This window comes from Microbacter sp. GSS18 (assembly GCA_029319145.1).
Taxonomy (GTDB): Bacteria; Actinomycetota; Actinomycetes; order Actinomycetales; family Microbacteriaceae; genus Microbacterium.
In genome coordinates, this window is the sequence record CP119753.1 from 374,931 (window position 1) to 398,386 (window position 23,456).

A 23,456-nucleotide genomic window follows, 5' to 3' on the forward strand; every position below is an offset into this window, starting at 1 on the left:
GGGGCGGCTGATGGGCTTCAACAACCCGGGAGTGCCGTGGTCCGAGATGGAGCGGATCCTCAGCGACCGCCGACGACCGGGAGGGCCGCCCGCCGGCGCCGACGGCGGCGACAGCCCGGCGTGGTCGCACAAGCGCGGTCCGTACGTTCCGCCGCCGATCGAGCGTCCCGCCGACACCGTGCCCTACGCCGAGCTGCACGCGCATTCGTCGTTCTCGTTCCTCGACGGCGCCTCCTCTCCCGAGGAGCTCGCCGAAGAGGCCGAGCGACTGGGCCTGCACGCCCTCGCGATCACCGACCACGACGGGTTCTACGGCATCGTGCGCTTCGCCGAGGCCGCAGAGTCGCTGGCCCTCAAGACCGTGTTCGGAGCCGAGCTGTCGCTCGAGCTGCCCGCACCGCAGAACGGCGAGGCCGACCCGGTCGGCGCCCACCTGCTCGTGCTCGCCCGCGGCGAAGAGGGCTACCACCGGCTGGCCTCGGCCCTCACGCATGCGCAGCTGGCCGGGCGCGAGAAGGGCAGGCCCGTCTACGACCTCGACGAGCTCGCCGCGCAGGGGCGCGATCACTGGGTGGTGCCGACCGGATGCCGCAAGGGCGCCGTACGGCGCGCGCTCGCCGCCGAGGGGGCGGGCGCCGCCGCGCGCGAGCTCGACCGCCTCGTCGCGCTGTTCGGTCGTGATGCCGTCCACGTCGAGCTCATCGACCACGGCGATCCGCTCGACACGCGCCACAACGACATGCTCGCGGGCCTCGCGCGCGATCGGGGCCTGCCGCTCGTGGCGACCAACAACGTCCACTACGCCGTGCCCGAGCGGCAGCTGCTGGCCGCCGCCGTCGCCGCCGTGCGGGCGAACCGCGGCATGGACGAGCTCGACGGGTGGCTGCCCGCGCATGCCGGCGCCCACCTGCGCTCGGGCGCCGAGATGGCCGAGCGGTTCGCGCGGCATCCGGATGCCGTTGCGCGCACGGTGACCCTCGCCGACGAGCTCGCCTTTCCGCTGCGCCGCGCCAAGCCCGCGCTGCCGAAGCAGGAGGTGCCCGATGGCCACACGCCCATGTCGTGGCTGCGGCACCTGGTGTGGGAGGCGGTGCCCCGCAAGTACCCGGACCTCACGCCCGCGAATCGCGCGCGCATCGAGAAGGAACTCGGGGTCATCGAGCTGAAGGACTTCCCGGGCTACTTCCTCATCGTCCACGGCATCGTGCAGGAGGCGCGCCGGCGCGGCATCCTGTGCCAGGGGCGCGGGTCGGCCGCGAACAGCGCCATCTGCTATCTGCTCGACATCACCGCCGTCGACGCGATCGCGTACGATCTGCCGTTCGAGCGGTTCCTGTCGAGCCTGCGAGACGAGGAGCCCGACATCGACGTCGACTTCGACTCCGACCGCCGCGAGGAGATCATCCAGTGGGTCTACGCCACGTACGGGCGCGAGCGGGCGGCGCAGGTCGCGAACGTCATCCAGTACCGGCCGAAGAACGCCATCCGCGACATGGCGAAGGCCCTCGGGCACTCGCCGGGGCAGCAGGACGCGTGGTCTAAGCAGGTCGAGGGGTGGGGTGCGAAGCTCGAGACCCCGGGGGAGCACGACATTCCGGACCGCGTGCTGCAGTACGCCACCGAGCTGCTGAAGGCGCCGCGGCACCTCGGCATCCACTCCGGCGGCATGGTGCTCACCGACCGGCCGGTGGGCGAGGTCGTGCCCATCGAGCACGCGCGCATGGAGGATCGCACCGTCATCCAGTGGGACAAGGACGACGCGGCGTGGATGGGCCTGGTGAAGTTCGACCTGCTGGGCCTCGGGATGCTGGCGGCGCTGCAGTACTGCTTCGACATGATCCGCGCCTCGACGGGCGAGGACTGGGAGCTGTCGACGCTGCCGAAGGAGGAGCAGGCCGTCTACGACATGCTCTGCCGGGCCGATTCCATCGGGGTGTTCCAGGTCGAGTCGCGCGCGCAGATGGGGCTGCTGCCGAGGCTGCAGCCGCGACGGTTCTACGACCTCGTGATCGAGATCGCCCTCATCCGGCCAGGACCCATCCAGGGCGGTGCGGTGCATCCGTTCGTCCGCCGCAAGCTCGGACTCGAGAAGGTGACCTATGCGCATCCCAAGCTGAAGCCGGTCCTCGAGCGCACGCTCGGCATCCCGGTCTTCCAGGAGCAGCTCATGCAGATGGCGATGGCCGTGGGGGAGTGCACGGGCGAGGACGCCGACCTGCTGCGCCGCGCCATGGGGTCCAAGCGGGGTGTCGAGCGCATCGAGTCGCTCAAGGCGAAGCTGTACGAGGGGATGGCCTCGAACGGCCTCGTGGGCGAGGAGGCGGATGCCATCTACGCCAAGATCCAGGCGTTCGCGAACTTCGGGTTCGCCGAGTCCCACTCGCTGTCGTTCGCGCTGCTGGTGTACGCCTCGTCGTGGATCAAGCTGCACTATCCCGCCGCGTTCCTCGCGGGGCTTCTGCGCGCGCAGCCCATGGGCTTCTACTCGCCCGCGACCCTCGTCGGCGATGCGCGCCGGCACGGCGTCGAGGTGCGCCGCCCGGATCTGCACGCGTCGGGAGTGGAGGCGGTGCTCGAGCCGGTTTCTCCTGTTCTCGCGTCGGACGCCGGCGTCGATCCCACGGGCATGGAAGCCTGCGCCCATCGCGTCCAGCCGCCGGTGGGGCCCTTCGACGTGAACGCGCCGGACGAGTCCGCCGCGCACCGCCGGGACGGACGGTTCGCGGTGCGGCTGGGGCTCGCGGGGGTCAAGGGCGTCGGGAAGGTGGCGGCCCAGCGCATCGTCGCCGCGCGCGAGGCGGACGGGGAGTTCCGCGACCTGCGAGACCTCGTCCGCCGCACGAGCGTCACGGCCGCCCAGGTCGAGGCGCTCGCCACGGCGGGGGCGTTCGAGTGCCTGGGCATCACGCGGCGCGAGGGCATCTGGCTCGCGGGGGCCGCGGCGCAGGACCGGCCGGAGTTCCTGCCCGACTCGCTCGTGTCGGTGCAGCCGCCGCTGTTCACCGACCCCACCTCCTACGAGCGGCTCGCATCCGACCTGTGGGCGACGGGCATCTCCACCGACGACCATCCCATGACCCACTACCGCTCGGGCCTGGACGCCCGGGGCGTGCTCACCTCGCGCGAGCTGCGCTCTCACGAGACCGGCCGCAGGGTCGAGGTCGCGGGGCTCGTGACGCACCGGCAGCGGCCGGCGACGGCATCCGGGGTCACGTTCCTCAACCTCGAGGACGAGCACGGGCTCGTCAACGTCATCTGCTCGGTCGGGGTCTGGAATCGCTATCGCCGCGTCGTGCGGGACGCGCCGGCGCTCATCGTGCGCGGGATGCTGGAACGTTCGGTCGAGGGCGTCACCAACCTGCTCGCCGACCGGTTCGACGATCTGCGGGTGGGGGTGCAGCATCAGTCGCGCGATTTCCGGTGAACGGTGCTCGAGCCCGCCGCGGTGCTGCCCAGGAGCCGATGGGGGAGGCCCCGGGTAGCGTTCGCGGCATGCCGGAGCGGGTGCAGGACTGGTGGGCGAGACGCCAGTTCTCGCGCGGTCGCGCCGTGCCGTACGAGGTCGGCACCTACCGCGACGCGTGGGCACCGTATCCGGTCCTGATCCGCCAGTACCATCCCGACCTCAACGCCGGCATCACCCTCACGCAGATCCCGCCGGCCGCCGACGTGCTGCTGCTGTGGCAGTGCGACACCGGCCACCTGTTCGTCGCCACGCCGACCGAGCAGCGGTCGCGCCCGACGCGCGAGCGGCGGAGGTCGGTGTGGTGCCCGGAGTGCGCTGCCCTCGCGAATCCGCCACGCGTGCGGATGCCGGACACCGGCGCGTTCGTCATGCAGGATCCGGCGGCCGGAGCCCTCGGTCCGCAGGATTCGACCGCCGGTGCCGCCCCTGCTGCCGCCGCTGTCGGCGCCCCCGCCGCCGGCACGACCGCGCCGCGGGCCGCGCAGCGGTCGGCGAGCGGACGCGCGCGGGCTTCACGACGCGCTCGCGGAGTGTGCGCCGAGACCCCGGATCTGCCCGTGGGGGAGCCGTTCCTCAGCGCGTGCGCGCCGGTCCCGGCATCCGCCGTCGAGGCGCGCCTGCGCGCCGACCTGTTCGCGCGGCTCGCGGTGACCGAGGGCCTGAACGCGGTGCGCGTGGCACGCCCGTTCTTCGACCACGTCGAGGTGTGGCCCGACATCCTGCTGCCCGAGCTGCGCGTCGCGATCGAGTACGACAGCACGGGGAGACACGGCCTCGAGCATGTCGGCAAGCGCGAGGACGCCGACCGGCGCAAGGACCGCGCGCTGCGCGCCGCGCACTGGGAGGTCGTCCGGCTTCGCACCGGCCGGCTCGAGAAGCTCGGTCCGCACGACCTGCAGCTGGCCGCCTGGAACGGCACGGCGCTGTCACGCCTGCTGGACGTGCTCCGCGAGGTCCGCGGGCCGCTCATGATCGATGCGTATCTGCGCTGATGCGCGCAGCTCGATCCCTCTCAGCGGGCGCCTGTGGATGAATCGGGCGGGGCCCGCCGGGACCGAGTAGCTTCTCGCCCATGCGGATGCCGATGCGCACGTGCATCGAGGAGGGGGGCGGTCATGTCCGAGTCGACCGCGGACGCCAGCGGCACCGATCGCCCGACGAGCTTCGTCGTCGCCGTCATCGTGACGCAGCGGGTGGGCGCGTGGCGGCTGATCGTCGCCACGACGATCCTCACGACGGCGTCGTGGGTCGGATACTGCGCGTTCGCCGTCGTCTTCATCGCCGGGCCGTCGTAGCCGGGCGATGGCCTCCACGAGGGTGCGCGACGCCTCGGGAAGGATCGCGGATCCGGCTTGTGGAGTTGGCGGCCGGGGTGCCCGCTGACAAGATCGACCCATGGGCGTCCTGGTCAACGTGGTCAATGTGTTCGTCGACACCGACGGCGAGCACGGCAATCCGCTCGGGATCGTATGGGCGTCGACGTCGACCAAGGGCCGCGAGCAGGAGATCTCCGCCGATCTCGGGTTCAGCGAGACGGTGTTCATCGATCAGATCGCCGGCACCGGCATCCGCGCGCGGATCTTCACGCCGACCCGCGAGCTTCCGTTCGCGGGGCACCCGACCGTCGGCGTCGCCGCGTGGCTGCGGGCGTCGGGGGACGACATCCGCACGGTGACGGTCCCCGCGGGCATCGCCCGCGTCCGCGTGGACGAGGACCGGGTGTTCGTCACCGGCAGGCCCGAGTGGGCGCCCGACTTCCTGTGCGAAGAGCTCGCCACGCCGCGGGACGTCGAGCTGGTCGACCCCGACGCCTACGGGTACGGAAAGCACTACGTCTGGGCGTGGATCGACCGGGACGCCGGCTCCGTCCGCGCACGCATGTTCGCCCCCGAGCTCGGGATCCGCGAGGACGCGGCCACCGGCTCGGGTGCCATGCGCCTGACCGCCGCCGTCGGCCGCGACCTCCGCATCCGGCAGAGCGAGGGGTCCGAGATCTTCACGCGCGTCCTGCCCGGTGGCCAGATCGAGGTCGGCGGTCGCGTGTCCGAGGCCCGGCTGGCCGAGATCGGCTGAGCGTCACCAGCGGTTGTGGACCTCCTCGGCCCAGCCGAGGATCCCGCCGAACGCGACGACCTCGCCCTCCGCGGTCCGGAACGTCCCGCTCCAGTGCCCGAAGCACTGATCTGTGCGCGACGAGACGACCCCGAGGTTCGTGCGTGTGACCTTGTCGTAGAACGGTGCGAAGGTCGCGTCGAGCCCGCCGCCGCTGATGCGCCACGGCGTGCGCCACGCGGCCAGGTCGTACTCCCAGCGCAGTTCGTCATGGATCTTGTGGAGCCGCCCGTCGACGACGATCGCGTTCTCGGTCGACCCTGTGCCGTCGGTCCACTTCCCGCCGACCTGGATGCCGATCACGCGGCCGTTCGCGACACCGGAGCCGGCGCCCCAGTTCCACGCGATGTCGTACGGCCACCGGCCTCGGCCGTGGTCGAGGACCGCCCACGAGGAACCCGCGGGGATGTCGTGGGTCACACCGTCGACGGTCACCGATCCCGAGGCCGGACGGGCGAGGTCCTTGACGGTGTACTGGAAGCGCCGGTCGCTCCACGGCACCACGACCGCGAGGCGCTCGTGCCCGACGGGGAGCGCGGCGACGACATCGAACGACGCGCCGTCGATGCGGGCGCGCAGCCGCGTCCCGCCGTCGACCTCGTCGATGTCGATCTCGAGCCCTTGCGCGCGGGCGCGCGCCGACCCGGCCCCGAGCGTCGGCGGCAGCTCGACACCCCGCGCCGGAATGGCCGTGACCCCCTTGCTCCACGTCCGCTCGGTCTCACGGTCGAAGATCCACACCTCGTGCACCGCGGCGTAGTCGATCGACGACACCGTCAGGGCGAGGATGTGGGTGGGCGTCGAGACGTTCCAGTACTCCCAGCGCTTGTTGCGGCCGTGTCCGCGCCCGAGTCCCGACGTGTCGACCACGGGCTGCCGGGCCCAGCCGACGGCTGCGCGGTTCAGGCGTCCGTTCGGGAGAGTCAGCGGCACCGGCGCCGTCAGCTCGGCCAGCGTCATGCATCCTCCGTGATCAGCGCTCGTCGGCCGTCGACCACGCGATGTCCGCGACGCACAGCCCGTTCAGCGTCTCACGATAGAGCACCGCCGCGGGGAAGAGCCGCCCGGAGCGTGCGTGCGCGTCCAGGTCGAGGTCGATCCGCCACGCCGCATCGTCCCCGTCCGGCGACGGCGCAGCCATGCGCGCGGGCGCCCCGGGCGACATGCCGTGCCAGTCCTCGGGGACGCCGAAGTCGGCGGTGCCGTCGGCGCACGCGAACGCGTCCTCGTCTCCCGATGCCGCGGCCGTGATGAGCTCGCGGGTCCGGTCGATCACCTGAGCCCTGTCCACGCCCCAAACCAGGGTGTCCGGCGAGCACGCCACGAGAGCGGCTGCCAGCGACAGGGGCGCGAGCGAGCCCGCGGCGCGGGCGGAAGAGGTCACGGCGCCAACCTACTGGGCCGTCGGGTGAGAAGCACGGCCGAAGAGGTTCGGGTCGAACCCGTGACAGCAGGACGACGAGCGCGTGGCGCCCCTGGAGGGACTCGAACCCCCAACCGTTTCCTTAGGACGGAACTGCTCTTCCATTGAGCTACAGAGGCTGGCCGCTCAAGTCTACAGAGACGACACGGGGCTCCCGCGCATTGCGCGGGAGCCCCGGAAGACTCTGGTTCGGGCGTCAGCCCTGGGCGGCGAGTGCGAAGCGCACCGAGCCGTCCTGCGACATCTCGGCATCCAGGACACGGTCCTGGAGGGCCTGGGCGGCGCCGCCGTCGAGGAACACGCGCGCACCTTCGGTCACCACGACGGTGTCCTCGGGCTGCGGTTCCTTCGCGATGGAGAGCTCGAAACCGGATGCCGGGTCGGTCTCGCGGATGCGGACGCCCCCGTCCTCGGCCTCGGGCGTGCTGGCGACGATGTTCTTCACTGCCTCTGCGGCGGTCTGGGTCAGCGTGAGCATGCTGATACTCCTTCCGGTTCGGACTGAGTCGGCCACGATTCCGAGAAATGCCGGCATCCGCAACCCCGTCGGCCGTCTGAGCGCCCATTCCCACCGGATACGGAGGTTCGCGCCGCCGCGTGTGGCATCCTCGCGCGTCGCGCGCGCGTCAGCGGGGGATGTTCCGCGCGCGGAATCCCACGAAGCCGATCGCGAGCAGCGCCGCGCCGATGCCGCCGAGGACCCACTCCGCCGCGACCGAGACGTCCTCGGACGGCACGCGGCCGACGGCGTGGACGGGCGAAAGAGTCATCGCCCAGTCGGGGAGCGATACCGTGTCGCCGAGGATGGCCACGAAGGCGATGTAGCCCAGCACGATCCAGATGACGGCGGTCGAGCGGGGGAGTGCGCCGAACAGCGCCACGGCGAGGCCGAGCACGACCAGCAGGGCCGGCAGGTAGGCGGCGCCCGCGGCGAGGACCCCGTCGACCTCGGTGCCCGCGGTCGCCTGCAGTCCGGCGGTCCCCGCGAGCAGCGTGGCAGCGGCGAACACGGCCATCACCGCCGCGTGCGATGCGAGCCACCACGCGCGGGCGATCGAACGCGCGAGCGTCGGTTCGAGCCTGCCGTCGATCTCCTCGGATCGCACGCGGCCGAGCCCCTGCCCGATGACGCCGATCGCCATCAGGACGACCAGCACCAGGGTCAGTGCCGCATACGCGTCGTTCACGCTCGATGCACCGCCGAAGAACGCCTCCATCGCGGGATTGGCGCTGATCGCCTCGGCGATGTCATCGGTGAACGCGCCGAACACGGCGGCGACCACGAACGATCCCGCGACCCAGGCCGCACCCGACGGTGCGTGCATGCGCAGCACGAGCCCCGGCGTCGTGCGCAGCAGGCCGCTCGCGCGCGCCGGGCCGCTGCGCGCCGAGACCATGGCGGCCCCGAGGTCCCGTCGGCCCACGAGCACGAGTCCTGCGGCGATGAGGACGGCGGCCACGGCCACCGCGAGCGCGAGCGGCCACAAGCGGGGCTCGTCGGTGAACGGCCGGGTCTCCTGCTGCCACGCCAGCGGCGACAGCCACTTCCAGCCGTTGTCGCGCACGTCTCCGATCGCGCGCGTGATGTACGCCGCGCCGAGGACGAGGATGCCGAGCCCGGTCACGGTCCCCGCACGTCGCAGCAGCTGCCCCACGAATGTCGCGAGTCCGACGAACACCACGCCGAGCCCGGCGATCGAGGCGCCGTACAGCAGCGCACCGCCGGCATCCTCGCCGTATGCGATGAGGGTGAGGGCCATGCCGGCGGCGACGACGACGAGCGCGGTGACCGCCACGGTCGCGGCGGCCGCCCAGGGTGCCCGGGCGCCCACGCCGCGCGAGCGCAGCAGCTCGAGCATCCCGCTCTCTTCCTGAGCCCGCGTCTGACGCACGACCAGCAGCAGGCCCATGAGAGGGATCGCGATCGCCGAGATGAAGCCGAACTCGTTCGACGTGACGCCGCCCAGGGTGTCGGCACCGTACGGCGTGCCGTTGATCGCCGCCATTGCGGGGTCGCTCGCGACGGTCGCGTCGTACGTCGCCAGCTGCTCGGCGGTCGGGTAGAGCCCGTCGATCGCGCCGACGGTGGCGATGTACCCGCCCAGCAGGGCGACGATCCAGATGACGACCGCCTTCCACCCGGTGCGCAGCTGCACGTGCAGCACCGCTGCGAAACCGCTGCGGTGTGTGCGCGAGCTCACGCGGCGCCTTCGTAGGCGCTGAGGAAGAGCTCGTCGAGGCTGGGCGGCCGCACCGTGAGCGTCGTCACCCCGACCGCGAGGATCGGCGGGAGCACGCGATCGAGGGCATCGGGCTCGACCGTGAAGGTCAGGTCGGTGCCCTCGCCGGCGTCGACGGCGTGGACGTCCGTGACGGCGGCGTCCTCCGGCGCGGGAACGCGCGAGCGCGTCACGGCGTGCACCGTCGTGCGTGAGAGCCGCCGCAGTTCGGCGACGCTCCCGGACTGCACGACCTTGCCGTGACGGATGATCGTCACCGACTCGCACAGCGCCTCGACCTCGCTGAGGATGTGGCTGGACAGCAGCACCGACGCGCCGTCCGCCGCGCGCTCGCCCACGCACTCGCGGAAGACCTCCTCCATCAGCGGATCCAGGCCCGAGGTCGGCTCGTCCAGGATCAGCAGGTCCGCGTCGGCCGCGAGCGCTGCCACCAGCGCCACCTTCTGGCGGTTGCCCTTGGAGTAGTCGCGGATGCGCTTGGTCGGATCCAGGTCGAAGCGCTCGATGAGGTCCGCGCGGCGCCGGTCGTCCAGCGGTGCCCCCGACGACCCCAGCAGGTCGATGCACTGCCCGCCGGTCAGCTGCGGCCACAGAGCCACATCGCCCGGGACGTAGGCGAGTCGCCGATGGAGAGCGACGGCATGCACGAACGGATCGCGGCCGAAAAGCGACACCGTGCCGCCGGATCGCCGCATCAAACCCAGCACGATTCTGATGGTCGTCGATTTTCCCGCGCCATTGGGGCCGAGGAATCCGAGGACTTCGCCCTCGTCGAGTGTCAGATCGAAGCCGTCGAGCGCGCGGACTTTTCCGAAGTTCTTGGTGAGCCCCGCGATGTCGATGACCGCGTCGCCCGCCATGTCAGTGTGCGGCTTCGTATGCCTCGAGGACGGATGCCGGAACGCGCCCGCGCTCGGAGACATCGTAGCCGTTCGCCTTGGCCCACTCGCGGATCGCGCTGTAGTCCTGCTGTCCGGAGCGGCGCCGCTTGCGCGGGGCTGAGGGCGTCGCGCCGCGGGACGAGACAGTGCGCGCCGCGGCGATGAAGGGGGCGAGCGCGTCCCGCAGCTCGCCGGCGTGGGCGTCGGTGACGTCGATCTCGTAGGCGACGCCGTCGAGCGAGAACGTCACGGTCTCGCCCTCTCCGACTTCGAGGACGGTGCCGTCGATGTCGTCGACGAGCTGGTGCACGATTCTTCGGGCCATGGCATTCACATTACGCGCATAAACGCGGAATTGTCGCACGCCGCGGCGAAATTCCGGGGCGTGCGACAATTCGGGCATTCTGCGGACGAATTCGTGCTCGAGGTCAGGGGCGGTTTCCGCCCGGTCCGCCTCCCATTCCACCGCCGCCGGGTCCGCCCGTGCCCGTGGACACGGTGGTCGAGGCGGTCGCGCCGGCCGACGTCCCGTCGACCGTGACGGTGTAGGTCTGGCCGTCGGTCAGGCCCGAACCGCCGTAGACGACGCCGCCGAACGACACGCCGGCGTCGAATGCCGCCACGACGGTGCCGTCGGCCGCGGTGACCTGGATCGACGAGCCTGCCGAGCCGCTGAGCGACGCGGTGACGAGGGCCATGCCCTCGACGGTCACGCCGCCGTTCGAGTCGATCGTGGTCTCGCCGCCGCCGGCCGGCCCCGTGAAGGCCACCTCGCCGCCGCTGAGCGTGATGGTCCCGTTCGAGTCGAGGCTGTCGCCGCCCGACGAGACCGTGACGCTGCCGCCCGAGATGGCGAGCGTCTCGCCCGTGTCGGCTTCGCCGCCGCCGTTCGCGCCGGCGGCGTTGATGCCGTCGTCGCTCGCGGTGACGTCGATCGTGCCGCCCGAGATCGCGACATCGGTGGCCTCGAGTCCCTCGTACGAGCTGGTGACGGTCACCTCGCCGTCCCGGATCTCGAGGGTCTGCTCGGCGTGCACGCCGTCGTCGCCGGTGGTCAGGGTCAGCGCAGCGCCGCCGATGCCGACGGAGCCGTCCGAGTGGATCGCATCGTCGGCGGCGTCCACCGTGATCGTGCCGCCGTCGAGCGCGACGACCGCGCCCGCGACGATGCCCTTCGCGCCCTCATCGGACGCCGTGCCGGCACCGGCGCTGACGTCGACGGTGCCGCCGGTGACGACGACGTCGGTCTCGGCCGCGAACCCGTCGTCGCCGGAGGTGAGCGACAGGTCGCCGTCGAGCACCAGGATGTAGCCCTGCGTCGCGTCCGAGTCCTGATCGCTCTTGAGAGCGTCGCCGCCGGCGTCGACCGTGACGGTGCCGCCCTCGATCACGAGGGAGTCCTTGCCCCGCAGGCCGTCGTCGACGGCGTTCACCGTGAGGTCGCCCGAGAGGATGACCAGGTCGTCCTTCGAGGTGATGCCGTCGTTGCCGTTGGCGGTCACCTCCAGCGATCCCGTGCCCGAGATCGTCAGGTCGGCGTCGCTGTAGATCGCGGCGTTGGCCTCGGCGTCATCGGCGTACGAGGATGCATCCGACACGGCGTTGTCGCTGCCGGCGGCGAGCGAGATCGCGACGTCGTCTGCCGCGGTCACCGTGATGGCGGCACCGTCGGTGTTGGCGATGTCGGCGTCGTCGAGGATCAGCACCACCTGCGCGTCGTCCCCGGCGTCGACGACGACCGAGCCGTCCAGCGACCCGGTGAGGCGGTACACGCCCTCGGCGGTGATCGTGACCGTCGAGCCGTCGATCGACACCCCGCCCGACGAGGACGAGGCCGTCGTGCCGCTGAGGGTGATGTCCTCGGCATCCGCCTCGGCCCACTCGTCGTCGTTCACGACGGTGTAGTCGGCGTTGGCGGCGATGACGGCGTCCGCGTCGAGGTCGGAGTCGATCACCGCGGCGGTCGTGGTCTCGGTCGTGGTCTGCGTGGTCGACGACGCGGCATCCGATGATGAGTCGGTCGCAACGGCGGCGCAGCCGGCGAGGACGACGGCGGAAAGGGCGAAGGGGATGGCAGCCAGTGTCAGGCGGCGGCGGAGCATGAGGCCTCCTCGATTCGGTGGTCGGGTGAGAACGGGCCGCGGAGGAGCCGGGCCCAGCGGTTGTGGGGGAGGTCGGGGTTCAGTGCGGCGAGCCCCGTGGCGTACTTGCTGACGGTGGCGGGGCGGATGCCGTGCCGCCACAGCGTCCGGTCGACCAGCGACGGTGCCGAGCCGGACTTGGTCTCGACGATCACGAGGTCGGGGATCGAGAATCCGTCGCCGTCGGCGTCGAGCCACGTCAGGTCGGTGTCGACGGTGGCGCGGCCGACGCCGTCGGGCGCGAGGAGCGTCGCGCGCCGATAGCGGGTGACGAGCGTCGCGTGGAGCTCCTCGGCGCGCTCGGACGCGACGCCGATCGTCTGGAAGACCTCGGCGATCTCGTGGCGGGCGCGGTCGGTCAGTTCATCGGCACGTTCGGGGTCGTATGCCTCGCGCTCCTTGACGGTCGCGCCGCGCGCGCCGCGCGTCTTGATCTCGAGGAACGCCGAGCCGGTGTCGAGGTAGCTGCGCGTGCGCAGCTTGAAGCGGCGACGCCGGGGCTGGGCCGCCATGTGGAAGCTCAGCAGATCGGGGGTGTCGAAGTAGACCGACTCGTACGAGAAGTCGCGGGAACCGTCGATGTCGAGCACGCGGGTTGCGGCATCCATGTCGTCCAGGAGTGCCTCGAGCTCGCCACGGCTGAGCACGTACTTGCGGTCGATGCGCGTCAGCAGGGCGGCTTCGGCGACGAGGTCGTCGAGCGTGACCGGTGAGAAGCGGTCGAGGGGGCTCATCGTCCCGCCCCCGCCGTCGTGGCCCGGCGGGCGGGGGCGCCTGCGGCGGCCTTGTAGCGGACGTCGACCGTGGTGGTGTCATTGACCAGGTCGAGGTCGGTGACCGTCACGCGCGTCACCTGGGCCCCCAGGCGGGCGGTGAGCTCGCCGTGCAGCTCGACCTCGTCGGTGATCGCGCGATCCAGGCGCACGCGCTGGTCCCGGCTCCGGGCCAGCAGTCGCGGGTGGTCCGCGGCCCACATGACGGCGAGGATGAGCACGATGAGCCCGATCGCCGGGAGCGGGTCGGTCTGGGGCAGGCCGGCGATCAGGCCCATCGCGAGTGCGGAGAAGTAGTAGGCGACCTCGCGCTGCGAGATCTCCGACGAGCGCAGGCGGATGATCGACAGCACGCCGAACAGACCCAGGCCCAGACCCAGCGCCACCTCGGCCGTGCCGAGCACCGACGCCACGGCGAGGACGCCGACGTTGACGCCGAGGAAGGCGACGACGAGGTCCCGGCGCTGGTGCCGGCGGTAGTAGAGGCCGAGGCTGAGGACGATGGCCGCGATCAGATCGATCGCGATGAGGAGCAGGGCGCTGGCGGTCATGAGCTTCTTCCGGTCTGGAGCGGGTGTGATTCCATTCGAGCTGGCGAGCCTATGGGGCTCCTATGACGAGTCTTTGACGCCGATTCCAATTCCGTCCGGCCGAAGACGAGCGAGCGCTGCACGCCGTAGCTGGTCACGAACAGCACGGCCTCGGTCGCGATCTTGGCGCCCAGCAGCGGCACGCCGAAGCTCGTGAGCGCCTGCATCCACACGATGTTCGAGGCCAGCAGCAGCCCCGCCAGCAGGGCGTACGCCGCCGCCTGGCGCCATCGTCCGCGACCCCGCCGGCCGAACACCACACGTCTGTTGACGACGAAGTTCACGGTGGCGCTGACCAGGCGCGCCCCGACGATCGAGAGCACGAGCGAGCCGGTGAGCGCCGTGAGCGCCAGCAGCGCCAGCGTGTCGATGGCGAAGGCCAGCAGCGACGAGCCGCCGAAGAGCACGAGCGGCAGCACGATGCGCAGCGAGTCGGCGACGGGCCGGAAATGGCTCGACGCGTTGTCGTCGAGGTAGACCGTCTCGACCGCCATCTCCCGCGTCGCGATGCCGGCGCGGTGCGCCCGCAGCAGCACGTTCTGCTCGTACTCGAACCGCTCGCCCGGGACCTCGAGCAGCCACGGGAGGATGGACGCCGGAAGCCCCCGCAGTCCCGTCTGCGTGTCGCTGAGACGCCATCCGGCCGACAGGCGGAACAGTCCCCGCGACGCCGCGTTGCCGACGCGGCTGCGCAGCGGGACGGAGCCGGTGAATCCGCGGCAGCCGAGGATCATCGCCGGCGTCTCGGCCGCCGCGTCCTGGCGCAGCCCGTCCGCGACGCGCAGGATGTCGGCCACGCGGTGCTGCCCGTCGGCATCGGCGGTCACGACGTCCTCTCCGGGCCGGGTTCGCACGATGTCGGCGAAGGCGGTCTTCAGCGCTGCGCCCTTGCCGCGATTCGCCGCGTGGCGCAGCACGCGGGCGCCCGCGTGGCGGCACGACCGGAAGACGTCGGCGTAGGCGGGGCCGCTGCCGTCGTCGACGACGAGCACCTCGACGTCCGGATCGGATGCCGCCAGCTCGCGCACCAGCTGCGGCAGCGCCGCCCCCGGGTCGAGGGACGGGATGACGACGATCACGAGTCCGCCCCCGCGATGTACAGGATGTCGCTGGTGGCGCGCTCGCCGCCGTTCGAGGGCGAGTTGACGACCTCGCCGTTGAAGTACAGGGTCGACGATCCTCCGCCGTCGAGGTTGTAGGCGGTCGTGGCGCCCAGCGAGACCATGAGCTCGGCGAGCTCGGGGAGCGTCACGCCCGCGCTGTACCCGGTCTGGCGTCCGTCCACCACGACGAACACGAGGTGGTTGTCGTCGATCACGCCGACGGCCGTGCGGGGCTGATCGCCCTGGATCGAATGGTTTCCGAAGTTGGTGTCGATCTCGACGTCGTCGATGCCGGAGATCACGGCCCCGTCCTCGACGATCGCGGGGCCGAAGCTGAGGGTGTTCCAGGCGCCGTCGGCGATCAGCTCGTCGGCGCTGGTCTCGGTCTCGTCGTACACCGCCACGGTGCCGTCGGCGTAGAAGACGAGCCCGTCGCGCGCGGGTTCGTCGCGGTAGACCACGCCGTTGCGGATCACGATCCCGGTGTCGCGGAAGCCGTAGTAGTCGCCGTTGATCGCCAGGATCGCGCCGTTGTCCTCGGCCATCTCGCTCGTGAGCTCGGTGATGTTCTCGCCGAACTGATCCTTCGCGAAGGCGCTGCGCAGGGCGGTCGCGTCAGAGAGCACGACGTCGGCGACGTAGGAGGTCACGGTGGAGTCCCCCGAGCCCGACGTGACCGTCGACAGCGTGATCGATGTCGAGACGTCGTCGTAGCTCGTGTCGGTCACGACCACATCCGCCGTCGCGTCCGCGCCCGCATCGGACGCGGCGTCGTCCGCGGCATCCGCGTCGGTCGAGGCCGATTCGATGCTCGAGTTCGCCGCCTCGTAGGCCGACACGTCTGAGATCTCGACGTGTTCGACGAGATACCGGTCGGCCGCCCACGCGGCGGTGCCGCCGGCGGTCAGCAGCAGAGCGAGAGCCGAGGACAGGATGACGGCGCGACGACGGCGCCGGCGCGGGCGGGGCGAGGAGTCCATGCATCCATGGCTACGCACCGCCCCTATCCGTGCGGTCGCCGGAGCCTATGGGTGGCCTGGGGATCCCGCCTGCGCCGCGGTCTGCGGAGCGGGCGCGGGCCTCAGGGAAGGATGCCGGCGCGGCGGGCCTTCGCCACCGCGGCATGCCGGGTCGAGGCGTCGAGCTTCGACATCGCCGACTGCAGGTACGACTTCACCGTCACCTCTTTGAGCTGAAGCGCGGCGGCGATCTCGGCGTTGGTCGACCCGAGCGCTGCGCATGCGAGGACGTCGGTCTCGCGCGGCGACAGCTTCACGCGGCTGTCGGGCGCCGGCGCTTCGCCGGGCGGGCGCGACAGCGACGCGAGGCGCTGCTCGAGGTGGGCGAGGCGGTCGCGCACCGTGGCGTCGGTGACGGCGGAGGCGATGCTGCGCAGCTCGGCGAAACTCTCGCGGAGCTCTTCCTGCACCGCGGGCGCCAGCGGCGCTCCCGCCGCGAGCGTCGGCATCGCGGCCATCCGCCGACGGACCTCGTCGCGCACCCGCAGCTCGGTGCCGAGCTCCTGCGCGACCGCGAACGCAGGGCGGGCGACGACGTCGCCCACGGTCGACTGGCCCCACGAGCCGCAGTAGAGGACACCCCGCGAACGTCCCCCGACCACGATCGGCACGGCGAAGAGAGTGGCGATGCCCTCCGACAGCACAGGTCGGTCGTAGTCGTGTGTGATGGAGCGGGACGTCCGGTAGTCCACGGCCAGACGCGGTCGCTTCTCGACGAACGCGCGCCCGCCCAGACCCCGGGTCGCCTCCACGACGAGTCCGTCGAGATGGCGGGTGCGCGCACCGTAGACGCTCGAGACGGTGATCGCGTCGCCATCGGCCAGGCCGCCGAACGCGAGGGGGAAGCGGGTGCGCCGGGCCAACTCCGACACCGCGTCGGCGACCGCCTTCGCGTCCTCGTCGTTGCCGGCCTGCGTCTCCACGCACTACCTACTTCCGGGGGTGACGGCCCCGTCGCCGTCTTTCGTACCGTGACCATACCATCGGGCGCGGCGGTGCCGCCCCGGGAATCCCCCGAGAGTGCGAGGGTGCACTCCGGCAGCTGGCAAGGAGGCCACATGTCCGAATCCCGCATCGATGCCGCCCCGCCGGGCGAGGTCGACTACGTCGCGGAGGAGTCGTCGCCGCGGTTCATCGAACTCAAGCGCCGGCAGCGAGGCTTCGTCTTCCCCATGGCGATCGCATTCCTCGTCTGGTACTTCGCCTACGTGCTGCTCTCGTCGTTCGCGCCGGAGTTCATGGCGCAGCCCGTGTGGGGTCTGGTCAACGTCGGGCTGCTCCTGGGCCTCGGCCAGTTCGTGACGACGTTCGCGATCACGATGGGCTACGTCTCGTACGCGAACCGGAAGCTCGACCCGCTCGCCGAGGAGATCCGCGATGAGCTCGAGCAGCAGTTGGAGGGATCGAAGTGAACGACGTCTTCGCCGCCGTCGACGCCGCCGTGGAGACGGTCGAGAACAACCCCGTCCTGAACATCTCGATCTTCGCCGCGTTCGTCGCCGTGACCCTGTTCATCGTGCTGCGCGCCAGCCGGAACAACAAGTCCGCCGCCGACTACTACGCCGCCGGGCGCAGCTTCACCGGGCCTCAGAACGGGTTCGCCATCTCGGGCGACTACCTGTCGGCCGCGTCCTTCCTCGGCATCGTGGGCGCGATCGCGGTCAACGGGTACGACGGGTTCCTGTACTCGATCGGGTTCCTGGTGGCGTGGCTCGTCGCGCTGCTGCTGGTCGCGGAGCTCATGCGCAACACCGGCAAGTTCACGATGGCCGACGTGCTGTCGTTCCGCCTCAAGGAGCGGCCGGTGCGCATGGCCGCCGCCGTGACGACCCTCGCGGTCTGCCTGTTCTACCTGCTGGCGCAGATGGCCGGCGCGGGCGGCCTGGTCGCCCTGCTGCTGGGCATCAACGATCAGATCGGCCAGTCGGTCGTCGTGGCCGTCGTCGGCGTCCTCATGATCGTCTACGTGCTGATCGGCGGGATGAAGGGCACCACGTGGGTGCAGATCGTCAAGGCGTTCCTGCTCATCGGCGGTGCGCTGGCCATGACCGTGTGGGTGCTGGCCCTCAACGGCTTCAGCTTCAACGCGCTGCTGGAGAGCGCGGTGGCCGCGTCGACGAGCGACCCCGCCGACGCGATCCTGGCCCCCGGGCTCAAGTACGGCTCGAACCCGTGGGACTTCATCTCGCTCGCCATCGCCCTGGTGCTCGGCACCGCGGGCCTGCCGCACGTGCTGATGCGCTTCTACACGGTGCCGACGGCCAAGGAGGCCCGTCGCTCGGTGGTGTGGGCGATCTGGCTCATCGGGCTGTTCTACCTGCTGACGCTCGTGCTCGGCTACGGCGCGGGTTCGCTCGTGGGAGCGGATGCCATCCTCGCCGCGCCCGGCGGCGTCAACGCGGCTGCGCCGCTGCTGGCCAACGCCCTCGGCGGACCCCTGCTGCTGGGCTTCATCTCGGCGGTCGCGTTCGCCACGATCCTCGCGGTCGTCGCGGGCCTCACCATCACGGCGGCGGCGTCGTTCGCCCACGACATCTACGCCAACGTGTGGAAGAAGGGCAACGTGCCGCCGGACGGCGAGGTCAAGGTCGCCCGTCGCACCGTGATCGTGATCGGCGTCCTCGCCATCCTCGGCGGCATCGGGGTGCAAGGTCAGAACGTGGCGTTCCTCGTCGCGCTCGCCTTCGCCGTCGCGGCCTCGGCGAATCTGCCGACGATCATCTACTCGCTGTTCTGGCGCCGGTTCACCACGCGCGGCGCGGTGTGGAGCATGTACGGCGGTCTCGCCTCCGCCATCATCCTCATCGTGCTGTCGCCGGTGTTCTGGGGCACGCCCACGAGCGTGTTCCGCGACGTCGGCACCGCGATCTGGCCGTTGAACAACCCGGGCATCGTGTCGATCCCGCTCGGATTCTTCCTCGGCTGGCTCGGCTCGGTGATCTCCCACCGCGGGGAGGACCCGCGCAAGGCGGCGGAGATGGAGGTGCGCTCGCTCACCGGCTTCGGGGCCGAGAAGGCGTCGCATCACTAGGGGGCTCCGTCCAGCCGCGGCCCGGGGCGACACGTCCCCGGGCCGCGGCTGCGTCCGGCGGGTCACCGCGCGAAGACCGGATCCGCTCGCTGCTCGAGGTCGATGAGGAACTGCTTGACCTCGGGTCGCCCGCCGTACTCGCCCAGCGATCCGTCGGCGCGGACGACCCGGTGCACCGGCACCACGAGCGAGAACGGCGTCGAGGCGCACGCCGTGCCGACCGCGCGAGCGGCGCGAGGGCTTCCCGCCCGGATCGCGACTTCGCCGTAGCCGGCGGTCTCCCCGTACGGGATGTCGCACACCGCCTCGAGCGCAGCGCGGCTGAATCCTCGGACGAAGCGCCAGTCCAGCGCGACGTCGAACATGCGCAGCGCGCCGTCGAAGTAGGCGTCGAGCTGCTCGGCAGCCTGCGCCGCGGCATCCGTCGTCTCCGGCTGCGGACTGGCGCGCAGCAGGAGGGCCACGCGCTCGAGGTCGTGCTCGAGGGACCCGTGCGCCGGATGCAGCCACACGACGGCGTCCGCGACGGTGACGATCAGGATGTCGCCGACGGGGGAGTCGGCGGTGATGAAGCGCGGTGCGGGGTCCATGCGTCCATCCTGGACGCCGGTCCGGGGTCGCGCGTGCCGCGCCTCCGGACTGTGCACAGCCGATGTCGACGACGGCCTGGGGAGGAACTGCTGATCACCCGGCGTGTCCGCAATCGTGCGAAACTCGGCCCGCCTGCCCGCCCGGCGCCCCGTCGGCGCTTACCCTGACACGTGTGTGGCGAGCAGAAGGCAGCGTCGTGGCCGGCGTGCAGGACGGCGCCGAGGTGACCCCCGGCACCCTCGGCATCGCCGAGCGGGACGCCACCGTCGTGCACGTCGCCGACGCCGAGCGCGACCGGATCCGGCGCGAGACGGCGATGCTCGGAGGACGCTCGACGCTGCTGCACTTCTCGGAACACGACGATGCCTCGATCGAGATCACGAACGCGCATCCCGGCAGCCTCCCGACCTTCCTGACGGGGCGGTCGACGCTGCTGTCCAACCTCTTCCGCGACGAGGTGGCGCTTCGGAATGCGCGACTGGCGGCCGAGCGCATCACCGCGAAGAACGTCGAGCTGCGCACCACGCGCGGGCTCGAGGCGATCCACCTCGCCGTCGGCCTGGCGTCGTGGCAGGTCGGCGACACCACGTGCACGGCGCCGGTGCTGCTGCATCCGCTGGCGATCCGGCGCCACCACGCCGACTTCGAGCTGATGCTGCAGGGGACCTTCACCGTCAACCCCGAACTCGTGCGGGCACTCCGCGTGCACTTCGGGATCGAGCTCGACGCTCCCGCCCTGGCCGCGCTCGCCCACGCGCGGGGCGTCTTCCAGCCGCAGCCGGTGATCGACCGGCTGCGCGCGGTGACGGCCGGCATCGACAGCTATTCGGTCAAGCCGCGGCTGCTGGTGTCGAGCTTCGCCGACGTCGCCGCGCCCATGTCGCGCGATGCGCGCGATCTCGACCACCCCGTGCTCAATGCGCTGGCCGGCCATCACCGCGATCGCGAGAACCTCGCGATCCGGCGCAACACGCCCGCGGCGCCCGACGCCGACAGCCGGCCCCCGGCCGCCGACACGCTGCTGCTGGATGCGGACGCCGAGCAGGAGCACGTGCTCGCGCGCATCGCCGCCGGCCAGTCCCTGCTCGTGCACACGCTGCCCGGCACCGGCGGCACGCAGACGATCATCAACGCCGTCGGGGCGCTCGTGCGCGACGGCAAGCGGGTGCTGGTCGTCAGCGCCCGGCGGTCCACGCTCGAGGGCGTCCGGCACCGCCTGGCGGGGATCGGCCTGCCGGGTCTGGCGGTGTCGCCGCGGCACGTGCAGCGCGACCTGATCCGCGCGATCGTGCGCAACGAGAAGGCGACGCCGCCGAAGGTCGCCGAGATCGACGACGCGCTCGTGCGCCTGCGCACGGTGCTGCGCGACTACCGCAGCGCCGTCACGTCGCGCCATCCCGACTTGGACGTCACGATGCTGGAGGTCCTGGCGGAGCTGTCGCGCCTGGCCGCGCGCACGCCCGCTCCCGCCACGACCGCCCGCTTCGACGCCGCCGCGCTCCAGGCCCTCTCCGAGCGCCGGCCCGAGGCCGCCGAGAAGATGCGTCAGGCGGCCCGACTCGGCGAGTTCCGCTTCGGCCCCGACGATTCGCCGTGGTACGGCGTGTCCTTCTCGACGACGGAAGAGGCCCGTGCGACCCACGCGCTGGCCGGCAAGCTCCACCGCTCCGCCGTGCCGACGCTGCTCGAGCGCGGGTACGAGCTCATCGCGCAGACCCGCATGCGTCCCTTCGGCACGATCGCCGAGATGGGCGAGTACATCTCGCTCCTCCAGGGTGTGCGCGATTCGCTGGACCGCTTCAGCCTCACCGTCTTCGAGCGGCCGCTCGCCGAGCTCATCCAGGCGCACGGGCCGCGACGCGACGCGCCGTCGATGACGGGCGCCAATCGCCGCCGGCTGCGGCGGCTCACGCGCGAGTACATCCGCCCGGGCGTGCACATCTCGGACATGCACGAGGCGCTCCTGCGTGTGCAGCATCAGCGCACCGAATGGCAGCGCTTCGTCGACGCCGGCGTCGCCCCCGAGGTGCCGATCGGCCTCGCGGACGTGCACGTGGCGTGGCAGCGCGTGGACGCGGAGCTCGCCGAGCTCGATCGCGCGCTGGGTCGCTCCGGCCCCGATCGGCTCGCCGCTCTCCCCGTCGCCGAGCTCGTCCGCACGCTCGCGGCGCTCGCGGCCGACTCCGAGGTGTTCACGAACCTGCGCGAGCGTGCGGCACTGCGCACAGAGCTCGCCGGACTCGGCCTCGAACACCTGCTCACCGAGCTCTCGGTCCGCCATGTGCCCGAAGAGGCCGTGGGCGACGAACTCGAGTTCGCGTGGTGGCAGTCGGTGCTGGAGCATCTGCTGCACAGCGACCGCGCGCTTCTGGGTGCGAACACGTCGGTCGTCGACCGGCTCGAGCGCGACTTCCGTCTCGTCGACGAGGCCCACGCGGCCGCGTCCGGCCCGCTGCTGGCGAACCAGCTGGCGACGTGGTGGCGCATCGGGATCGTGGACGAAGCGGGCGAGGCCGCCGCGCTGAAGTCCGCCCTGAAGGCCGGCACGAGCGACGCGCGCGAACTGGCATCGGTCGCGCCGACGCTCCTGAGGACGCTCGCGCCCGTGTGGCTCGCGTCGCCCTACGACGTGCCGATGATCCCGGACGACTCCGAGTTCGACGTCGTGATCATCGCCGATGCCGCGGCCGTGTGCCTCGCCGAGGCGGCGCCCGCCCTGCGGCGCGCGCGCCAGGTCGTCGCGTTCGGCGACCCGGTGATCCAGAAGCCGACGCCGTTCACCGTCGCGCCCGGACGGCCGAGCATGCGGGCCGCGCAGGACGACGAGGTGCCGTTCGACACCACCAGCGTCTTCGAGCGACTCGCGGAGCTGCTGCCGGTCGAGACGCTCACCCGCAGCTACCGCGCCGGGGGAGAGGACCTCGCCGAGCTCGTCAACGAGGCCTTCTACGGCGGCGAACTGGTGTCGCTGCCGTGGGCGGGATCGTACCTGAGGCGCGGCAGCCTCAGCGTCGACTACGTCGAAGGCGGAACCGGCGTGCCCGACGCCGTCACGGGGGCGGTCGAGAGCCCCGACGCCGAGGTCGCCCGCGTGGTGACGCTCGTGGTCGAGCACGCCGTCAACCGCGGGTCGGAGTCGCTCATGGTCGTCACGGCGAGCGAGCGCCACGCGCACCGCATCCGTGCCGCGGTCGAGTCCGCGTTCGCGGGCCGCTCCGACGTCGCCGACTTCGTCTCGCGCGCCACGGCCGAGCCGTTCGCGGTGCTGACCCTCGAGGAGTCGGTGGCCGAGAGCCGCGACCGCGTGGTGTTCTCGCTCGGCTACGGGCTGACGCGACACGGGCGCGTGCTGAGCGACTTCGGGGACCTGTCGACGCCCGACGGCGAGCGGCTCCTGACGGTCGGCATGACGCGTGCGCGTCGATCGATGGTGATCGTGTCCTCGATCCGGCCGTCCGCGTTCGACGACGGACGCCTCGAGTACGGCGCCGCGACCCTGATGTCGATCCTCGGCTCGCTCGCGGCGCGTGCGCGCGAGGCCCGGCTGGAGGACCTGGCAGACCCGCTCACGCTGGCGCTCGCCCGCGAACTGCGCCGGCTCGGCGTCTCGGTCGACGTGCATTACCGCGGGCTGCTGCCGCTGGTGGCGCAGTCGGGAGGCAGGGCGGTCGTGGTCGAGAGCGATCCCGAGACGGTCGGCGAGTCGCTGCGCGAATCGCTGCGGCTGCGGCCCCAGATCCTGCGGCGCCTCGGGTGGCACTACGTGCGCGTGCACTCCTTCGACCTGTACAGCGACCCGGCGGGCGTCGCCGCGCGGATCGCGGGCCTCCTGGGCGTGTCCGCCGAGGCGGTGACCGCCGACGGCGACACGCAGCCGATCGATGTCGGCGAATAGGCAGCGCGTCGAGAAGGTGCCGGGGTCGCGCCGCGCCAAGCTCACCCCCGCGCCCGGAACGCAGCCCGAACCGGTGCCCGAGGACGAGAGCGGAGCGGATGCCGGCGCTGACGCGTCGGATCAGACCGCCGGGCCGAACGACGAGCGGCTCAGACGCGACGTCCCGCCCCACTGGTGAGCGGGGCGGGACG

General features: G+C 71.7%; 21 protein-coding genes and 1 tRNA gene. 8 read left to right on the forward strand and 14 right to left on the reverse strand.

From position 1 onward, the window contains the following. The first annotated feature begins 10 nt into the window (after positions 1-10). The 4 genes from P0L94_01765 to P0L94_01780 all read left to right on the forward strand — a co-directional run bounded on the left by P0L94_01765 (position 11) and on the right by P0L94_01780 (position 5,539). The gene (locus P0L94_01765; GenBank protein WES64809.1) at positions 11-3,424 is read left to right on the forward strand and encodes an error-prone DNA polymerase; all 3,414 of its coding nucleotides are present in this window, start codon (positions 11-13) and stop codon (positions 3,422-3,424) included. A 68-nt stretch (positions 3,425-3,492) separates the two neighbouring features. Further along, on the forward strand, positions 3,493-4,458 hold the full coding sequence (locus P0L94_01770; GenBank protein WES64810.1) for a zinc-ribbon domain-containing protein: 966 nt from the start codon (positions 3,493-3,495) through the stop codon (positions 4,456-4,458). A gap of 123 nt (positions 4,459-4,581) precedes the next feature. Continuing rightward, positions 4,582-4,761 (forward strand): hypothetical protein, encoded by a 180-nt coding sequence (locus tag P0L94_01775; GenBank protein WES64811.1) that lies wholly within the window; start codon positions 4,582-4,584, stop codon positions 4,759-4,761. 100 nt (positions 4,762-4,861) lie between these two features. Next, complete coding sequence (locus tag P0L94_01780; GenBank protein WES64812.1) at positions 4,862-5,539, forward strand: PhzF family phenazine biosynthesis protein; 678 nt, start codon at positions 4,862-4,864, stop codon at positions 5,537-5,539. Between the two features lie 3 nt (positions 5,540-5,542). Here P0L94_01780 and P0L94_01785 read toward each other — a convergent pair whose 3' ends face one another. The 13 genes from P0L94_01785 to P0L94_01845 form a co-directional block, all read right to left on the reverse strand. Beyond that, on the reverse strand, positions 5,543-6,538 hold the full coding sequence (locus P0L94_01785; GenBank protein ID WES64813.1) for a DUF2804 domain-containing protein: 996 nt from the start codon (positions 6,536-6,538) through the stop codon (positions 5,543-5,545). Between the two features lie 13 nt (positions 6,539-6,551). Beyond that, positions 6,552-6,962 carry a hypothetical protein gene (locus P0L94_01790; GenBank protein WES64814.1) on the reverse strand — a complete coding sequence of 137 codons (411 nt, stop codon included), beginning with the start codon at positions 6,960-6,962 and terminating at the stop codon, positions 6,552-6,554. Positions 6,963-7,045: 83 nt separating this feature from the next. Next, positions 7,046-7,120, reverse strand: a tRNA-Arg gene (locus P0L94_01795). A gap of 77 nt (positions 7,121-7,197) precedes the next feature. Then, positions 7,198-7,479 (reverse strand): hypothetical protein, encoded by a 282-nt coding sequence (locus P0L94_01800; protein ID WES64815.1) that lies wholly within the window; start codon positions 7,477-7,479, stop codon positions 7,198-7,200. Positions 7,480-7,627: 148 nt separating this feature from the next. Next, positions 7,628-9,202: a hypothetical protein gene (locus P0L94_01805; GenBank protein WES64816.1), complete on the reverse strand. Its 1,575-nt coding sequence runs from the start codon at positions 9,200-9,202 to the stop codon at positions 7,628-7,630. After that, complete coding sequence (locus P0L94_01810; protein WES64817.1) at positions 9,199-10,101, reverse strand: ABC transporter ATP-binding protein; 903 nt, start codon at positions 10,099-10,101, stop codon at positions 9,199-9,201. The genes P0L94_01805 and P0L94_01810 overlap by 4 nt, the downstream gene beginning before the upstream one ends. 1 nt (position 10,102) lies before the next feature. After that, positions 10,103-10,447 carry an Lsr2 family protein gene (locus P0L94_01815; GenBank protein WES64818.1) on the reverse strand — a complete coding sequence of 115 codons (345 nt, stop codon included), beginning with the start codon at positions 10,445-10,447 and terminating at the stop codon, positions 10,103-10,105. A 103-nt stretch (positions 10,448-10,550) separates the two neighbouring features. Continuing rightward, positions 10,551-12,224, reverse strand: coding sequence for a carbohydrate-binding domain-containing protein (locus P0L94_01820; GenBank protein ID WES64819.1), 1,674 nt, complete (start codon positions 12,222-12,224; stop codon positions 10,551-10,553). Further along, positions 12,206-12,997, reverse strand: a complete 792-nt coding sequence (locus P0L94_01825) for a polyphosphate polymerase domain-containing protein (protein WES64820.1) — start codon at positions 12,995-12,997, stop codon at positions 12,206-12,208. The genes P0L94_01820 and P0L94_01825 overlap by 19 nt, the downstream gene beginning before the upstream one ends. Next, positions 12,994-13,587: a DUF4956 domain-containing protein gene (locus P0L94_01830; protein ID WES64821.1), complete on the reverse strand. Its 594-nt coding sequence runs from the start codon at positions 13,585-13,587 to the stop codon at positions 12,994-12,996. The genes P0L94_01825 and P0L94_01830 overlap by 4 nt, the downstream gene beginning before the upstream one ends. After that, positions 13,584-14,705, reverse strand: a complete 1,122-nt coding sequence (locus P0L94_01835) for a glycosyltransferase family 2 protein (protein WES64822.1) — start codon at positions 14,703-14,705, stop codon at positions 13,584-13,586. Before P0L94_01835 ends, P0L94_01830 begins: the two co-directional genes overlap by 4 nt. Continuing rightward, on the reverse strand, positions 14,702-15,709 hold the full coding sequence (locus P0L94_01840) for a phosphodiester glycosidase family protein (protein WES64823.1): 1,008 nt from the start codon (positions 15,707-15,709) through the stop codon (positions 14,702-14,704). The genes P0L94_01835 and P0L94_01840 overlap by 4 nt, the downstream gene beginning before the upstream one ends. A gap of 101 nt (positions 15,710-15,810) precedes the next feature. Next, entirely contained in the window at positions 15,811-16,671 is an 861-nt protein-coding gene (locus tag P0L94_01845) for a LuxR C-terminal-related transcriptional regulator (protein ID WES64824.1), read from the reverse strand. A 135-nt stretch (positions 16,672-16,806) separates the two neighbouring features. On the opposite strand from P0L94_01845, the gene P0L94_01850 reads away from it, so the two are divergent. Together P0L94_01850 and P0L94_01855 are read left to right on the forward strand one after the other, a co-directional pair. After that, positions 16,807-17,160, forward strand: a complete 354-nt coding sequence (locus tag P0L94_01850) for a DUF485 domain-containing protein (protein WES64825.1) — start codon at positions 16,807-16,809, stop codon at positions 17,158-17,160. Next, positions 17,157-18,779, forward strand: a complete 1,623-nt coding sequence (locus P0L94_01855) for a hypothetical protein (protein ID WES64826.1) — start codon at positions 17,157-17,159, stop codon at positions 18,777-18,779. The genes P0L94_01850 and P0L94_01855 overlap by 4 nt, the downstream gene beginning before the upstream one ends. Positions 18,780-18,841: 62 nt before the next feature. Here the strand turns inward: P0L94_01855 and P0L94_01860 are convergent, their stop codons facing one another. Further along, entirely contained in the window at positions 18,842-19,369 is a 528-nt protein-coding gene (locus P0L94_01860) for a methylated-DNA--[protein]-cysteine S-methyltransferase (GenBank protein WES64827.1), read from the reverse strand. Between the two features lie 173 nt (positions 19,370-19,542). Between P0L94_01860 and P0L94_01865 the strand changes: the two genes are divergently transcribed. Beyond that, a complete protein-coding gene (locus tag P0L94_01865) occupies positions 19,543-23,265 on the forward strand; it encodes a hypothetical protein (protein ID WES64828.1) in 3,723 nt (1,240 codons plus the stop codon). Then, positions 23,252-23,443: a hypothetical protein gene (locus tag P0L94_01870; GenBank protein WES64829.1), complete on the forward strand. Its 192-nt coding sequence runs from the start codon at positions 23,252-23,254 to the stop codon at positions 23,441-23,443. Before P0L94_01865 ends, P0L94_01870 begins: the two co-directional genes overlap by 14 nt. Positions 23,444-23,456 lie beyond the last annotated feature (13 nt).

Bases quoted from the DNA above. Each gene is read 5' to 3' on its own strand.
- P0L94_01785 (WES64813.1), bottom strand. From the start codon at position 6,538: ATGACGCTGGCCGAGCTGACGGCGCCGGTGCCGCTGACTCTCCCGAAC.
- P0L94_01765 (WES64809.1), top strand. From the start codon at position 11: ATGGGCTTCAACAACCCGGGAGTGCCGTGGTCCGAGATGGAGCGGATC.
- P0L94_01860 (WES64827.1), bottom strand. From the start codon at position 19,369: ATGGACCCCGCACCGCGCTTCATCACCGCCGACTCCCCCGTCGGCGAC.
- P0L94_01840 (WES64823.1), bottom strand. From the start codon at position 15,709: ATGGACTCCTCGCCCCGCCCGCGCCGGCGCCGTCGTCGCGCCGTCATC.
- P0L94_01850 (WES64825.1), top strand. From the start codon at position 16,807: ATGTCCGAATCCCGCATCGATGCCGCCCCGCCGGGCGAGGTCGACTAC.
- P0L94_01780 (WES64812.1), top strand. From the start codon at position 4,862: ATGGGCGTCCTGGTCAACGTGGTCAATGTGTTCGTCGACACCGACGGC.
- P0L94_01800 (WES64815.1), bottom strand. From the start codon at position 7,479: ATGCTCACGCTGACCCAGACCGCCGCAGAGGCAGTGAAGAACATCGTC.
- P0L94_01775 (WES64811.1), top strand. From the start codon at position 4,582: ATGTCCGAGTCGACCGCGGACGCCAGCGGCACCGATCGCCCGACGAGC.
- P0L94_01825 (WES64820.1), bottom strand. From the start codon at position 12,997: ATGAGCCCCCTCGACCGCTTCTCACCGGTCACGCTCGACGACCTCGTC.
- P0L94_01830 (WES64821.1), bottom strand. From the start codon at position 13,587: ATGACCGCCAGCGCCCTGCTCCTCATCGCGATCGATCTGATCGCGGCC.
- P0L94_01815 (WES64818.1), bottom strand. From the start codon at position 10,447: ATGGCCCGAAGAATCGTGCACCAGCTCGTCGACGACATCGACGGCACC.
- P0L94_01870 (WES64829.1), top strand. From the start codon at position 23,252: ATGTCGGCGAATAGGCAGCGCGTCGAGAAGGTGCCGGGGTCGCGCCGC.
- P0L94_01810 (WES64817.1), bottom strand. From the start codon at position 10,101: ATGGCGGGCGACGCGGTCATCGACATCGCGGGGCTCACCAAGAACTTC.
- P0L94_01820 (WES64819.1), bottom strand. From the start codon at position 12,224: ATGCTCCGCCGCCGCCTGACACTGGCTGCCATCCCCTTCGCCCTTTCC.
- P0L94_01770 (WES64810.1), top strand. From the start codon at position 3,493: ATGCCGGAGCGGGTGCAGGACTGGTGGGCGAGACGCCAGTTCTCGCGC.